The sequence below is a fragment of the Pseudoalteromonas sp. S8-8 genome, from assembly GCF_000497875.1.
Taxonomy (GTDB): domain Bacteria; phylum Pseudomonadota; class Gammaproteobacteria; order Enterobacterales; family Alteromonadaceae; genus Pseudoalteromonas; species Pseudoalteromonas arctica.
Window position 1 is genome coordinate 61,257 of the sequence record NZ_AUTR01000027.1, and the last position, 14,314, is coordinate 75,570.

The window sequence follows — 14,314 nt, forward strand, 5'->3', positions numbered from 1 at the left end:
CCAACGAATCACAAATATACTTACTCGCTCAAAAACCAAGAGTATGTGTTACTTATTGTAGGCGTTTAGCTTGCTTACGCGCGGGCGGTAGCCCGAATAAGTATTTGAATGGGTGTTTGAGGTTACTATTACAGATAACGCGAATACGTTTGGTACTTCTAGAAATTAGAAACCTTATTCAAGGTTTTGTCGCGCTGGCGACAGCAGCCAAAGAGGGGCTGCCGCTGCCCCCTCTCTGGACTCTCCCAGCGCCACCCGAGCATCACGCTTAATCCTTCAAAACACAATTGATGTGAACGTAAACGGCGAAGATAGGCCATCCATGGCCTAGTTTCGCCTTACCGTGCATCCATGCGCGATATTACTCATCAATTGCTTATTTTCAGGGCTTGATGACGGGGGAGGGTGTTAAACGTGAGATTGTTGTTTGGTCTTGGCAAGAAACAAAACCTGATCCTTAGCAATTTTGTTATGAAGCTGGCTTTAGCCCAAAAAGTTGTATCACCTTGGCTGATGATTCCTACTGCTAACTTTTGCCGGGATAAGTCCGCGACCTACGTTAGAAACCTTATTCAAGGTTCAGTCGCGCTGATGACAGCAGCTAAAGGGGGCCTGTCGCTTATCCCTCTCTGGAATTGGGAATATACATTCAAAACCAGATTCTTGTTCTTTAGTTATTTTTAAAGTGAATGAGGTATAAGGAAATTGCTAAATTGATCTAGCCTCAGTGAATGGTGACACTATGGTAGTTTTTTGTAATAAAAAAGTACGGTTAAAGTATCTTAGGAGTTAAATCTAATAGTTTACGCTAGGGCTTTTGATGTTAAGGGGAGTAATATATAGTATATTTTTCATATAAAAACATAAATTAAATGCCAGATTATAATTTTGAAACTCTTCATGATAAAGAGTTTGAAGAACTTGCAAATGATGTAATTTCCAGAGTAAAAAATATTAAAGTTGAACGATTTAAATCTGGTAAAGATAGTGGTGTTGATGGGCGGTTTTATCAAAGCTCAGATAATGAGGTTATTATTCAGTCAAAGCATTATTTTAAATCTGGTTATAATAAGTTATTACGTCATTGTCAAAATACTGAAGCAGCTAAGGTAAAAAAGCTTAGCCCATCTGATTATATTTTTGTGTGCTCTGAATCACTAAGTCGCAAGCAAAAGAAAGAGCTAGCAGACGCATTTTCCCCATACCTCAAAGAAAGTAATGTTTATGGAAAAGAAGACTTAAATGATTACTTAAAAGTTTTCCCTGATATTGAACGAAACCATTATAAATTATGGTTAACAAGTACAAATACATTACAAATTTTATTAAACCAAAGTACCTATTTAGATAGTGAGTGGGGATTAGAAAAAATTAAAAAATTTAGTAAATACTATGCTAAAACGAGTAATCATGATGAGGCAAAGGACTTACTAGAAAAAGTTCATAGTGTAATTATTTCAGGTGAACCAGGAGCAGGAAAAACTACTCTAGCAGAGCAATTATGCCTTGAATATGTTCTTGATGGGTTTGAACTAGTTATTATAGAAGATGACATTAAAGATGCCAAAAATGTATTTAATAAAATGGGTAAGCAAATTTTTTATTTTGATGATTTTTTAGGTAGTAACTACCTAGAAGGAATAGAGAATAAAGAAGATTCCAAGATCATGAAATTCATTGAAGCTATCAAATGTGATGATAACAAAAGATTTATTCTAACATCAAGATCTTCGATACTTAATCAAGGCAGAAATATTTCAGCAATATTTAAAAATAAAAATTTAGAACAACGCGAATATGTTCTAGATGTAACAGAACTTGAGGATATTGATAAAGCAAGAATTCTCTATAACCATATATATTTCTCGCAACTCAACGAAAGTTATATCGAACAACTCTACATTGAGAAAAGATATCTCGAAATTATTAACCACAAAAACTTTAACCCTAGATTAATCGAGTTTATAACTGATGTGCAGCGTTTTGATCTAATAAGTTCGGCAGAGTATTGGGACAAGGTTGAAGAAAGTATTAATAATCCTAAAGATATCTGGGAACATGTTTTTCATAATCAATTAAAAGAGTATGAAAGAATAATCATATTTATTATTGTTTATTTTGGTAATAAAATAGAAGAAGAAGTGCTTAAAACTACAGTAAATAAATACTTTAAAAGTAAGAATATACTTACTACCAACATTCAATTTGATAAAGCAATTCAAACGTTATCAGGTTCATTAATTACGAGAGTTATTGGTGGGGAATCTATAGTCTTTGAACTATTTAACCCATCAATTAATGATTATGTTGTTTCTATTTGTAAAAATGATGTGGATTTAATAGTCGATATTTTATTTCAACTAAACTCTTTAAAAGCATATAAAAGTTATAAATCGTCTCATGTATTTTCATTTCTTAGTAATTCACCAAGACCTGATAACAGAGTCAAGTTAAAGCTTCTAGAAAAAATTAATGACGAACAGGCTTTTTCATCGCATTTCTATCTGTTCGTTCTAGTTTTTGAAGATGTCGTTTTAAATGACATACATGATGATATTAAAGCATCATCTATAAATGCGTTAATTAAAATTATTAAGACTGAAGGTATCCTTGAAGAAGTTGATGGTGAAACTATTTTGCTATTAAAATATTTAATTGAATATGACGACTTAACTATAGAAAGTTTGGATTGGTTAGGTTTAATTCAAGGCGTTTTAGACTACTTTCCGTCAAGTGATACTCTCAAAGTAATTTCTGAGTTGATTGAAGAGTTTACTGACAGGCATGAGATTGATTGTGAAGAAATAATAACAGTTTTTCAGGAGTGTGTATGGGAATACTGTGTGGACAATATAAGTGACTATGTATCTGATCATGTAACTGATTTTGAAAGTTTAGATAGTGATGCTATAAAGCTTGCTGATGAAATGATTGAAGAGTATAAAATTGAAATGGATTTTTCAGCGATAGACCTTATGGAACATGTAGATTTTGATTCCATAAGACAACAGTTTAGAGATGATTATGACTATGAAGCTGATAACGAGAAAACTAAAACAGCCTCACCAGAAATTGAGTTTAATGAAATAGAGGATCTTTTTGAAAAAACTTGATTGAAAATCAAAGGGGACACCCATTAGAAAGCTCCGGTCAAGGAGGCCGCTGTGATTTCTTGATCTTTTTATTCAAAAACCAAGTGTTCTTATTATTTAAACTCAATTTAAATATGACTACGCACTGTACCTTATACAACGAGTAATGACGTCGATTGGTGTGAATATTCACCGTGGCTTGAATAAAGAACGCTATATGAATTTAGGCAGTTTAATTAAGCATTATTGATGATTAATTAAGGCTCTTGGCTTTCGCCTCAGTTATCGTTTAGCGCCAGTATCAGCCCAACCAACAAATGCCTTGAAATTATACTTATAATCTCTATTATTGCCCTTAACAACACCCCTCCCGCTACCCGTAAGCTCAGCGCCCTGCGAGGGGTTAATTATTTCTATAGCATGATAAAAGGGTTTTAGCCTTCATGCAGCTCCCCAAAGTCTCATAACATTTGTGCAGCAAGTCGACTTTTTAGTGGAACCAAAGGCGCAAAATCTTGACTACATATCAATGGTCTAGATTTATAATTTATTTCTCATTGAGTTTATTGTTATGTCTAGGCCGCTTCGAAGAGAGTATGAAAATGCGTTCACCATGTTATGAACCGTGAAAGAAGGCGTTAGAACATATCTTTTATTTCAGATTCAGCTTTGCTGAACATCGCAACTAGACAGATATATGAGGGCTAGTAATAGTCATAGTGTTTTTTTATCTAACTTCCTCTAAAATGCAGAAGTTTAAATAATTATATTAATAAAATAGGTTTTAATAATGAAAAGAACACTGACTGTTTTAAGTTTATTCATATTTACAGGGTGCTCTAGTTATCACAATATAAATGAAGACGGTGAAAGCTCATTAGGTGGAGGCTTTAAAGATCGTATTATTGCTGATGGTGTCTATAAAATCACTGCTCAAACAAATTTTACACCATGGACTAACTTTGATGCAGCCAATGAAACGTTTAACCGAAGAGCTAAAGAGTTATGTGCTGGCAATTATAACGTAATCAAATCAGCAGAAGATGAGTTTGAGCATGTTGAAACTGCTGGAGCCGCAAAGTATATAATTTCGAGGGTAAAAGGTTATGTTCGTTGTGAGACTTCAAAATTGTCAGACGAAGAAGCTCTAAAAGAAGTTGAATCAAGCTTCTATTAATAAAAACCTTATCCAAGGCATTATTGAAACCAAAGGCACTAAATTTTGACTAGACATCAAATACCTAGCTTTTTAGTTTATTGCTCATCGAGTTAATTACTCTGTCGAGACCACGACGAGTAGAGTTTAAGAATTCGTTTACCATGTGATTAACCGTGGAAGAGGGCGTGAGAAAATAAAGGGCAATAATATTGCCCTTTTTTACGCGCTTAAACTAGTTGTTATAAACTATAGCGCTACTAAGCTTTGCTCTAGCATTGCTTTTATTTGTTTTACTATTTTAGCTTCTGTTTCAGGTTCGAATTGTTGTATACGTGGAGTATGAATATGCCCTGTAGGTATACTTGAATTAAGCGCATCGCGCAGGCGAATACTTCGGTACGATATTTCGTTAGACAGGTAACCACCGCCGCCGCCATTTACCGCAATACTATTTTTAAGCTCGCCGTACGAACCCGCTTTATAGGTTTTTTCAAGCGTGGTGACTTCATGATTGTCGATAACTTTATAAGGGCCTTTGGCTTGTTGCATGTAATTTACAGGCAAGCTAAATTTTACAAACTCGTTGCCTGGGAGTGGTCGGCCATTGAGTTTTGGTATTACTGGGCTTGTTTGCGTTCCACCATACACAATATTGGCATTATCTGGGGCGGTTACACTGCGGCGTTTACCTGGGAAACGCTCTAAATCAAATTCTGTTCTGCCCATACTTACGGTTACTACCATGTCTACATTATTAAGTGCGTAGTAGGGGGCAAGTAGCGATTCTATTATTCCTTGATCAAAGTCTTCGTAGCGTACAGGCACCATAACGGTGTTAATTTCTGCGTTGATGCCGTTGTAATTAATAACTTGGCCGTCGAGTAATAACGCTGCAACACCAGAGGGGTTACTTTGGTTTATGTTTTTATCGAGTAAGAATGGGTCAAAGCCTGTAAGTAATATTTTTTTAGTGCTGCCTGATGAAAAAGCAAGATCGGTACGGCCTCTGCTGCCGTCCTCAAGCATGGTTAGTAAAGTATTTAGTTGAGCCTGCGTAATTGAAAATTTAGGTGACGTTGTGCGTATTACTTTGCTTGAAAGCAGGCGTGCCCAGTAAAGCTCTCGGTCGTCGTAGTTATTGGTTTTTAGTATGCGTTGTTTTGCGTTTTCCCACAGTTCAAAGCTGAAGCTTTGTACTAATGTTTTTGCACTTTTAAAGTCGTTTAATTCTTTAAATTGTTGTTCAAAATTTGATACTTGTGGGGTAAATGCATTTAAAACATTTGGCATTGCTGATTGTGCTTTGTTGATACGCTGTTCTTCAACAGTTAAAGGATTACTTAAAGCAGCGAATGAAGAGGCAATTAAGCTGGTCGCTAATAATACTTTGATCATAATACTCCTAAGATAAAGCTATTGTTTTATGTGTAATTTACTATCCTACTATTGCTAACTTAGGGCAACCAATTAACGTTGAATCGACTGATATTTGCTTTTGCCGTGCATTAGTATTGTTTAACGGCCAATTAGTATCATCGGCTAATAAAAATCCCTGAGTCAAAAATTGATCTTTATAGGTACTACTTTAAGCTCTAATAAAAGTAAAAAGCCGTTACAGCAATGCAACGGCTTTTCATTATGTTTTTATGCGCTTCGACGATACGAGCGAAAGGCTTTATAGTCCTTTAAAAACCTCGTTTTAATCATCAGGTCCTTTTAAGGTAAACACTAAATGTTTACGCATATCTTTTAAAATAACGCCTTTTTTAAGCATTGTGCCGCTTAAGCGTTTTTGCCACTTTAATAAGTCAGGCTCTGCGGCCGCTAAGGCTTGCTCGTTTTCAAACTGAAAGCACAGCAGTAGTGTACTTGGAAATAAGTGGTATTCCACATCAAACCAGCATTGCAGCATGCCTGGGAGCTCAGCGCGGCCTTGTTCTTCTAATTTTTCAGCTGTGTTAAGTACAAGTGCTTGCTGCTTTATTTGCACTGCAGAGAGTTTTTTCATTATTAAAATCCAAGTTAGCGGCTAAAAAATGCAGCCGGAATGCGGCCATTATACGCAAGCTTGTAGGCAGGCAACAACTTTGAAAGGGAGTTAATGTTTAATAGAGTGTATCAGCTTAAAATCTGGAGTGTATGTCGGAAGGCGCCCTAGGGTTTTGCCAGGTTGCTTGCAACAACTAAGGAGTAGCTGTCGCAAGCGGTCTTTAGAGCCTCACCGTATTACGATTAATACTTATAAGAGGTATCAATCGGGTCGGTTTACTTGGAGCGGCGCTTGTCTAGCACATAACGTACGGCCATTCTTGCAACACCCGCACCAATACCTGAGACTACTGCCCATGTAACGGCCTCTTTAAGATCGGTTTCTTCGCTTGGTCTATCTTTTGGGGCTGGTTCGTTGGTAACCTTTTCCCACGATTTTTGTAAAGTTTTCCTTGTTAACATACCTGCTGATGCAGCGGCCAGACCTATACCTATCGTCGTAATTAGCTGTTTATTACTCATATTACCCTCGATTATTTAGTTGTAGCGTGAGTTATTAATATGTAACTCTTTAAGTAAGAACAGTAGTACCAGCAATTTACATACCGATAGGTTGAGGAGCTTTTAAATTAGGGCGTTTTGTATTTGTGCAAATTAGTCGTTTAAAACCACGCTCACACCACACTTACACACAAGCTAAATAACCAATGTAGAGCGTGCACAACTCTGCTTGAAATATTTTTTTAGATATTAATCCTGCAATTTAACTTACCTTCTAGCCGGCTTATCGCACTCATTGTTGTACAGATAGTAAACACTTTTATCCTATGCTTTAATATTAAAAACAAGGGAGGGCGTTATGAGTAAAAATAGATTTTTATTTAATAAATACGTTGCGGTAATGGCTGTGTCGGGCACTTTGGCTGCACCGCTACCAGTGCTGAGCAACGATAAGGGGCCGCTAGTTGAGCAGCTTTGTGCTAGTTGCCATAGTTTAACTAATCTTGAGCGCAGTGCGGGTTATAGCCAGCAGGACTGGCAAACATTAATAAGCTATATGGTTGATACGGGCGCAGATACTGCGCTTAATAAAGATATAAGCGCTTATTTAGCTGAGCATTATCCTGTTAATACCAAGCGCGAATCTAAGGTTGTTGCGGGCGATTTAAAGCTTAGCTTTAAATACTGGCAAGTGCCTACGCTTGGGCAGCGCGCTCGCGATCCGGTACAAGGTAAAAACGGACTTATTTGGTGGGTTGGCCAGTGGGGTAATATTTTAGGCAGGTTAGACCCTAAAACCGGCGATATGAAAGAGTACACACTGCCAAGTGGTACCTATGCGCACAGTGTGTCGCTTGATAAAAATCAAACTCCTTGGTTTTTAGGGAATAAAAATGGCACGGTTGGATATTTAGATTTAAAAACCGAAAAATTTAAAGTGTATAAAATGCCCGATAAAAACGCCCGCGACCCGCATACCGGTGTATTTGATAAAGCCGGTATATTTTGGTTTACCCTCCAGCACAGTAATATGATTGGCAAGCTAGACCCTACAACTGGCGATATTAAACTCGCTACTTTACCCACTAAAGGCTCACGGCCATATGGTATTAAGCTTGATTCAAACGGCACGCCATGGGTTTCGTGTAATGGTAGTAACTGTTTGATTAAAGTTGATAAGAACTCCATGGAGCTTAGCGAAATTAAACTCCCTGGCGCTAAAACGCATGCAAGGCGACTTGCCATTACGCCTGACGATATGGTTTTTTATGTGAACTCTGGCATGGGTAAACTTGGCCGCTATAACCCAAAAACCAAGAAGATCACCCAGTGGGATAATCCCAGCGGTGAAAACAGCCACCCGTATGCAATTGAATATGCCGATAACGCCATTTGGTTTAACGAGTCAGCTAAACGCCCTGAAACCTTAGTAAGGTTCGACCTTAATACCGAAACCATGCAAAGCTGGCAAATTCCGAGCAAAGAGGGTGTTTACTCTGGCTTAATTAGGCATATGCGCATGGGGAATAATGGGCTGATTATTCACCAAACAGCGACTAACCAATTAGCTGAAATTACATGGTCTGAGTAATAAATTTTCCTTTTGTAAATATATTTATATTAAAAATGGCATACCGCTTGTTAGTAAGTTTGTTTATGTGGGTAGGAGTTTTTTACAAAATTTGGCAATTTTTACTCTAATAATAAGAGTGTTAGTGCAGGTTTTTATTTTATACCATTGATTTTAAATGATAATTTATTTGGTTTGAGTTTTGCTTGGTAGTAAGTGTATTTTCTTAAATAAATAAAGGAGTTATTATGAGTACCGTTATTACTGGGTTATTCGAAAGTGCATCACAAGCAACACTCGCAATTTATAGATTAGAAGCTTTAGGTATTAATGAAGCTGATATTAGTATTGTAGCCAACGACTCATACGCAAAGGAAGATTTTGCTGTAGACGAAGGTACTAAAGCTTCTGAAGGTGGCCTTATTGGCGCGGCTTCGGGTGGTATTCTTGCTGCAATTATTGGCGGATTCACTGCCGTAGGGACTGTAGCAACAGGTGGTACTGGCTTATTAGTTGCCGGACCATTAGTCGCTGCATTTGCTGCTGGTGGCGCAGGCGCTGCAGTAGGTGGTACTTTAGGTGCCGCAATTGGTGCGTTTATCCCCGAGCACGAAATTAAGTATTATGAAGATGCCATTGAAAAAGGCTCTATATTAATTGGTATTAAGTACGATAGTGACAACAAAAACGCTATTGAAGAAATACTTAACAATGCAGGCGCAAGTAACGTATCTACAGCGTAATGCTAGCTAATTAATTAAAAAAGGTGAAACTTGGTTTCACCTTTTTTTGTGCTCGCCTTTTAGTGCCAAGCAATAATACTTAATCAATTTGAGGGATTAAATCTTACGCTAACTGCGTTAAAAACTTCTGATATAGAACAACTAAATAACGTAATTTTTGTCATTAAATGGACCCATTTATAAGCGGGTTGGTTTTAAACATACTTTGATTATAAAAATAAATACCCCTTATAGATATAACGCGTGAAGAGTATCTTAGAAGACTTATTTAGATTGGCGCTTCTTTATTTCATAACGTACGGCCATTCAACCAACACCAACCCTCGAGACTACCGCCTAAGTAATAACAGCCTCTTTAAGATCCTCTTTTTCACTTGGGTTGTCTTTTTTGGTAGGGACGTTGGTAATCTTTTCTCAAGAGCTTTGTAAAGTTGCCATTTTCTTTGTAAATATGCCTCGGTTTTTACTTAATCTTTGAGTAAAAGTTAGCTCATTAATTAAATGGATGTTTAGTTAAAATGACCTCTAATCAATAGATTACGACTAGAAAAACATAAATTTACGTTTACACATAGGACTGGTATAGACATTGAAACTACTTGTTTAATAGCCGCTTAATTTAGCGATATTGTTTTATTAATTTGATACTAAACCAGGAGATGATGATGAATTGTTTGCAGTTTGATTCAAAAACTAAAAGAAGTTTAAACCGCGTTTTAAAACCTGCTTTTGCAATATTATTTACCAGCGTGTTACTACAAAATAGTGCACTGGCTAATGTAAACGTTGAAATGCACCAAGTTACTAAGTCGGGCCAGGGGCAATTACTAGGCACTATTACACTAACAGAAAATGATCACGGCGTTGTTTTTTCACCAAACTTAAAAGGTTTAACGCCGGGGCAGCACGGCTTTCATGTTCATCAATTTGCTAGTTGTGAACCCAAGAAAAAAGGCGATAAGGTAGTGCCAGGTGGGCATTTCGATCCAAAAGCTAGCGAGCATCATGATGCTCCTTGGGCCAACGGCCATTTAGGCGATTTACCGGCGTTGTATGTAAATGAAAGTGGCCAAGCTAAATCGCCTGTTTTAGCGCCAAGGCTCACGCTTGAAAAACTTAAACAACATGCTGTGATGATCCACGAAGGAAGTGATAACTATGCAGATGAGCCAAAGCCATTAGGTGGCGGTGGTAGCCGTGTTGCTTGTGGCGTAATTAAGTAAATATAAGGAGAAAGTTATGCCATATAAAAACCGTGACGAACTACCTGAGTCGGTAAAAAGTAACTTACCTAAACATGCTCAAGACATATATCAAGAGGCGTTTAATAGTGCATGGGATACCTACAAGGACCCGAGCGATAGAAAAAACGACGACGACCGCGAAACCACTGCGCACAAAGTGGCTTGGTCTGCGGTTAAAAACAGTTATAGCAAAAATGACAATGGAAATTGGGTAAAGTCGAGTAATTAGTTTTGATCAAACTAACAACAAGGCTGAAGTATTAAAAAGCCGCTACAGCTTATTGTAGTGGCTTTTTTATAGAGCCCAGTGATTAATCGTTTTTCTATTTACCTTTTTAAACAATACTTTACGGCATGTTTGAGTAAAATTGAGAAGCAAAACCATAAGTACTGCTTTAAACACGAATGTGAGTTTAGTTTAAATTTACGTTATTATTTGTTTGTATTAGCCAAGCCCGAGAACACTTTGAATTATTTAGCTCATCTTTATTTAGCGCAGCCCACAGCCGATTCTCACTTTGGGAACTTATTGGGCGACTTTGGTGGTAAAAGGCATGTAGAGTACTTACCAAATACGGTTAAAAACGGGCTCGATAACCACTATTTAGTCGATAAATTTACCGACTCCCACCGCGCAGTTAAACACGCTAAACAGTACTTTTCACCTGAGCGTAAACGTTTTGCTGGTGTGGCTATTGATGTGGTGTTTGATCATTTTTTAATTGTGCATTGGCAGCGATTTAGCAAGCAACCTTTAAGTGATTTTAAGTACACCAGCTATCAGCTTTTGAATAATCGCATACCTGTTATGCCGCCGCGCATGCAGCATGTTGTAACAAGTATGACTAAAAACGATTGGTTTAAAGAGTACGAAACCGTTGAGGGAATAGGAGTAGCACTTGATAATATTGCTAACCGCATCCGTTTTACTAATAACTTTGCGGGGGCGGCTGATGATATAACGCGTAACTACGACGAATTAGAAGCCGTGTTTTTAGCGTTCTTCCCGGAGCTAATTAAGCATGTAAGTGAGTTTGACCTTGAAAGCACCCCAAAAAATGACATAAAGCGCATTATTTAAAGTTTTCATCAATTGTTAACCTTTTGTGATAATTTAAGGTGAAAAAAACGCTACTCTAATACAAATTAATTTTTGAGTGTTTTTAATGAATCGCAATTACTTGGTTATTGTGAGCTTTGCTGTTTTAGCGGCATTTCAATCTGGTGCTGTATTGGCTTTCGACTTTGACTTAAAGTCGGTACGAACCACTATTTCAAACCCTAACACTAGTCACGCGTTAATATACGACGACTTGGCTGGGAGTAATCAAAAAACACTGTTTTCGTTAGAGCCCATAAACAATCAACGTGTGGGTGTGTTTTTTGATATTAACGACATTGAAATTGGTTATTCAGCCGATATTTTCGAAGATGATGTTGAAACAAAAACACAAGATATACTACTTTCGTATAGAAAATTTAAAAATTCTAAAATCACATTTAACTATCAAACGCTTGAAGGGCTGCAAAGCACGGCTAGCAATTTAAGCGGCAATCAAACGGATCAAATTTTCTCGCAAAATACACGTTCAACCAAGTTTGAGCTATCTGGCCAACACAACTTTTATACCTTTAATAATAAAGAGTCTTTGTTTGAGCATTTTTTTCTTAATAGACCAAAGCTAAGCAGCAAATTTGATTTGTCTTTAAGTGTTGTTGGCGCGTGGTCTTTTAAGCATGTATCTCTTGAGAATAAAGATAATATTGTATTTCAGGCTGATTTTTTAAATTCGTCTGCACCACAGGTCACTAAGTTAATTTCTAATTCGTACGGGGCGAGTATTGGCTCGCTTTTATCATTTTCGTTACCGCATAATGTTCACGTATTTGCTGAATACAAAGTAGGTAAGGGAAATATTCGAAATACAGACCCTGGACTGGGGTTAAAAGATTCGGGCGGCGAAAAAGTTGAAGCATACGGCGGTGGAATTTCTTGGACTTCCGACAATAAAAAACTTATGGTTGTACTACGTGCATGGGAGCAAACAGGCCGGCATATAGATACTTCTTTTGGTGATTTGTCAGTAATTAAGTTTTTTTAGTATTGAGCACCGAAATAGTGAATTTACCAGGAATATTATGAGTAAGAATAACGATGTACCTCAGGCTTATGTTAAGCAAGAGGAAGGTTATAGAATAAAAGCCTTAAGATTATACCCTTGGGCATGCGGGCGTTGTGCTCGTGAGTTTGAATACTCAAATTTACGTGAGTTAACGGTGCACCATGTTGATCATAACCACAGTAATAATCCTGAAGACGGTAGTAACTGGGAGTTATTGTGTATTTATTGCCACGATAATGAGCACAATAAATACCACGAGCATATTATGTATGGCGGGTCGACTACAGATCGCAAAGTGGAGGCTGCGACGCATTCTCCATTTGCCGATTTAAAAGCGATGCTTAATAAATCAAAGTAATATTAGTTAAATTAAGAGCTTAAACCTAAAATTTTATTAATTTAAATGGCTTTTGAGGATGAACGGTTATAAACCGAAGCAACCTCAAAAATTAACTTTAAATTGGTTTTATTAAAGCTCTTTAGCTGTTTTGTCTTTTATGTCAAACCAGTTTGAATCGGCTGAAGTAATAAAGCCAGGTACGTCTTTTAGCCATTGTTTTTGAACCGATTTATCAAGATTTAAATAAAGTTTGTTTTCAACAATTTTGAAAGCCTCTGGATCTACGTCAAACTTTTTCTCCATTGATACACCAAACGCACAAAAGCCACCAAATTGTGGTGCGTATTTTTCTGGATTCGCTCTAAATAAGTCGCGGTGCTTAGCTGAGCTGAACTTATAAATGGCATTTTTATGCGTTGCAGTATATTCAGAACTGCCTGTTACCGCCTTGTTTTGGGTAAAGTAAGCAACGGTATCGTAACCACTAATTGCAATGTCGTTAACGTCGGCATTTGCGTCTATGTCTGCTGCAAAGCTTAGTGAACTTGCAAGGACTGATGCTGCAAAAAAAGCTGATTTAGTGAGTGTCGAAAATTTCATGTGTATCTCCAAAGGGTAATTTAATTAGTATGTTTGTTTAAAACTCAACTGTACTTTATCGTTATTGTTTGGTTAATATGCGTCTATTAGTCTGTATTTTCATACCAATAATCCAAGGAGGCGTTTATGGATGTACTTTCGAGTGTATTGAGTCACTTTTCGCTTAATGCCAATGTGTTTTTTAGTGGGAACATGTGCGGTACGAGTGACTTTAGTGACGATCAAGGTGTTGGGCATTTACATTTATTACGCTCAGGTACGTTAAAAGTGCGCAGTAATAGTGGCTTTGAAGTTGTTTTATCTACGCCTTCGGTTATATTTTTTCCTCACTCTACAGGGCACTGTTTATTTTCGGATAAGGGTGACGGTGCTGATTTAGTGTGTGCACAAATTAGCTATCAAAGTGGAGGGCATAGCCCTTTATTGCAGGCGCTGCCTTTTTGCTTAAATTACGAATTAACGGGTGATGGATTATTAGCGCAGAGCGCTTTTTGGATTTTTGAAGAGGCATTTAAAGACGCCAGCGGTAAGCATTTAATGATAGATCGCTTATGCGATGTATTTTTAATTAGTGTTTTGCGCAAGGTATTAGAAGAGGGTGCCATTAAAACCGGGATGATGGCAGGGCTTACTCATCCTCAATTGGCTAAGGTATTAATAAAAATACACCAAACCCCAGAGCAAAGCTGGTCGCTTAGCGCTATGGCTGAGGAATGTGGTATGTCGCGCTCTAAATTTGCCGATACCTTTAAGCGAGTAATTGAGCAAACACCGGCTGACTATTTGGCTGATTGGCGTTTATCGGTTGCTAAAAAGCTTATTTTAAAAAATCAAAATATGGATTTAGTAGCTAATCAGGTTGGGTACGAAAATGGCTCTGCACTTGCCCGTGTATTTAGAAAAAAAACAGGGCAAGCGCCAAAAGAGTGGTTATTGAGCCAGCAGTAAACGTT

Annotated in this window: 15 protein-coding genes; 11 read left to right on the forward strand and 4 right to left on the reverse strand. The window is 37.4% G+C overall.

Annotated elements, in window-relative coordinates:
* Nucleotides 1-414 precede the first annotated feature (414 nt).
* The 3 genes from L659_RS0108515 (at nt 415) to L659_RS0108525 (ending at nt 4,269) form a co-directional block, all read left to right on the forward strand.
* Complete coding sequence (locus tag L659_RS0108515; protein WP_024590232.1) at nt 415-684, forward strand: hypothetical protein; 270 nt, start codon at nt 415-417, stop codon at nt 682-684.
* Nucleotides 685-872: 188 nt separating this feature from the next.
* Nucleotides 873-3,113 carry an ATP-binding protein gene (locus L659_RS1000000123200; protein WP_024590233.1) on the forward strand — a complete coding sequence of 747 codons (2,241 nt, stop codon included), beginning with the start codon at nt 873-875 and terminating at the stop codon, nt 3,111-3,113.
* 769 nt (nt 3,114-3,882) lie between these two features.
* Entirely contained in the window at nt 3,883-4,269 is a 387-nt protein-coding gene (locus L659_RS0108525; protein ID WP_024590234.1) for a hypothetical protein, read from the forward strand.
* Nucleotides 4,270-4,497: 228 nt separating this feature from the next.
* Here L659_RS0108525 and L659_RS0108530 read toward each other — a convergent pair whose 3' ends face one another.
* From L659_RS0108530 to L659_RS0108540, 3 genes are all read right to left on the reverse strand, one after another.
* Complete coding sequence (locus L659_RS0108530) at nt 4,498-5,646, reverse strand: hypothetical protein (protein ID WP_024590235.1); 1,149 nt, start codon at nt 5,644-5,646, stop codon at nt 4,498-4,500.
* Nucleotides 5,647-5,950: 304 nt separating this feature from the next.
* Nucleotides 5,951-6,259 (reverse strand): hypothetical protein, encoded by a 309-nt coding sequence (locus tag L659_RS0108535; protein WP_024590236.1) that lies wholly within the window; start codon nt 6,257-6,259, stop codon nt 5,951-5,953.
* Between the two features lie 257 nt (nt 6,260-6,516).
* The gene (locus tag L659_RS0108540) at nt 6,517-6,762 is read right to left on the reverse strand and encodes a DUF4235 domain-containing protein (RefSeq protein ID WP_002958040.1); all 246 of its coding nucleotides are present in this window, start codon (nt 6,760-6,762) and stop codon (nt 6,517-6,519) included.
* A 337-nt stretch (nt 6,763-7,099) separates the two neighbouring features.
* Here L659_RS0108540 and L659_RS0108545 point away from each other — a divergent pair, with 337 nt between their 5' ends.
* The 7 genes from L659_RS0108545 (at nt 7,100) to L659_RS0108575 (ending at nt 12,779) form a co-directional block, all read left to right on the forward strand.
* Entirely contained in the window at nt 7,100-8,332 is a 1,233-nt protein-coding gene (locus tag L659_RS0108545; RefSeq protein WP_024590237.1) for a Vgb family protein, read from the forward strand.
* A 227-nt stretch (nt 8,333-8,559) separates the two neighbouring features.
* The gene (locus L659_RS0108550) at nt 8,560-9,054 is read left to right on the forward strand and encodes a hypothetical protein (RefSeq protein WP_024590238.1); all 495 of its coding nucleotides are present in this window, start codon (nt 8,560-8,562) and stop codon (nt 9,052-9,054) included.
* A gap of 665 nt (nt 9,055-9,719) precedes the next feature.
* Entirely contained in the window at nt 9,720-10,277 is a 558-nt protein-coding gene (sodC, locus tag L659_RS0108555; protein ID WP_024590239.1) for a superoxide dismutase family protein, read from the forward strand.
* Between the two features lie 16 nt (nt 10,278-10,293).
* On the forward strand, nt 10,294-10,527 hold the full coding sequence (locus L659_RS0108560; RefSeq protein ID WP_024590240.1) for a ChaB family protein: 234 nt from the start codon (nt 10,294-10,296) through the stop codon (nt 10,525-10,527).
* A 237-nt stretch (nt 10,528-10,764) separates the two neighbouring features.
* Complete coding sequence (locus L659_RS0108565) at nt 10,765-11,379, forward strand: acyl carrier protein phosphodiesterase (protein WP_024590241.1); 615 nt, start codon at nt 10,765-10,767, stop codon at nt 11,377-11,379.
* A gap of 85 nt (nt 11,380-11,464) precedes the next feature.
* Nucleotides 11,465-12,400: a hypothetical protein gene (locus L659_RS0108570; protein ID WP_024590242.1), complete on the forward strand. Its 936-nt coding sequence runs from the start codon at nt 11,465-11,467 to the stop codon at nt 12,398-12,400.
* Nucleotides 12,401-12,437: 37 nt separating this feature from the next.
* Nucleotides 12,438-12,779 (forward strand): YajD family HNH nuclease, encoded by a 342-nt coding sequence (locus tag L659_RS0108575; protein WP_024590243.1) that lies wholly within the window; start codon nt 12,438-12,440, stop codon nt 12,777-12,779.
* Nucleotides 12,780-12,890: 111 nt separating this feature from the next.
* Here the strand turns inward: L659_RS0108575 and L659_RS0108580 are convergent, their stop codons facing one another.
* On the reverse strand, nt 12,891-13,361 hold the full coding sequence (locus L659_RS0108580; protein ID WP_008165251.1) for a YHS domain-containing (seleno)protein: 471 nt from the start codon (nt 13,359-13,361) through the stop codon (nt 12,891-12,893).
* Between the two features lie 126 nt (nt 13,362-13,487).
* Here L659_RS0108580 and L659_RS0108585 point away from each other — a divergent pair, with 126 nt between their 5' ends.
* Nucleotides 13,488-14,309: an AraC family transcriptional regulator gene (locus tag L659_RS0108585; RefSeq protein ID WP_024590244.1), complete on the forward strand. Its 822-nt coding sequence runs from the start codon at nt 13,488-13,490 to the stop codon at nt 14,307-14,309.
* Nucleotides 14,310-14,314 lie beyond the last annotated feature (5 nt).

Excerpts from the sequence above, each read along its gene's own strand:
- sodC (WP_024590239.1), top strand. The coding sequence starts at position 9,720 with ATGAATTGTTTGCAGTTTGATTCAAAAACTAAAAGAAGTTTAAACCGC.
- L659_RS1000000123200 (WP_024590233.1), top strand. The coding sequence starts at position 873 with ATGCCAGATTATAATTTTGAAACTCTTCATGATAAAGAGTTTGAAGAA.
- L659_RS0108545 (WP_024590237.1), top strand. The coding sequence starts at position 7,100 with ATGAGTAAAAATAGATTTTTATTTAATAAATACGTTGCGGTAATGGCT.
- L659_RS0108525 (WP_024590234.1), top strand. The coding sequence starts at position 3,883 with ATGAAAAGAACACTGACTGTTTTAAGTTTATTCATATTTACAGGGTGC.
- L659_RS0108585 (WP_024590244.1), top strand. The coding sequence starts at position 13,488 with ATGGATGTACTTTCGAGTGTATTGAGTCACTTTTCGCTTAATGCCAAT.
- L659_RS0108540 (WP_002958040.1), bottom strand. The coding sequence starts at position 6,762 with ATGAGTAATAAACAGCTAATTACGACGATAGGTATAGGTCTGGCCGCT.
- L659_RS0108550 (WP_024590238.1), top strand. The coding sequence starts at position 8,560 with ATGAGTACCGTTATTACTGGGTTATTCGAAAGTGCATCACAAGCAACA.
- L659_RS0108575 (WP_024590243.1), top strand. The coding sequence starts at position 12,438 with ATGAGTAAGAATAACGATGTACCTCAGGCTTATGTTAAGCAAGAGGAA.
- L659_RS0108570 (WP_024590242.1), top strand. The coding sequence starts at position 11,465 with ATGAATCGCAATTACTTGGTTATTGTGAGCTTTGCTGTTTTAGCGGCA.
- L659_RS0108535 (WP_024590236.1), bottom strand. The coding sequence starts at position 6,259 with ATGAAAAAACTCTCTGCAGTGCAAATAAAGCAGCAAGCACTTGTACTT.
- L659_RS0108580 (WP_008165251.1), bottom strand. The coding sequence starts at position 13,361 with ATGAAATTTTCGACACTCACTAAATCAGCTTTTTTTGCAGCATCAGTC.
- L659_RS0108560 (WP_024590240.1), top strand. The coding sequence starts at position 10,294 with ATGCCATATAAAAACCGTGACGAACTACCTGAGTCGGTAAAAAGTAAC.
- L659_RS0108530 (WP_024590235.1), bottom strand. The coding sequence starts at position 5,646 with ATGATCAAAGTATTATTAGCGACCAGCTTAATTGCCTCTTCATTCGCT.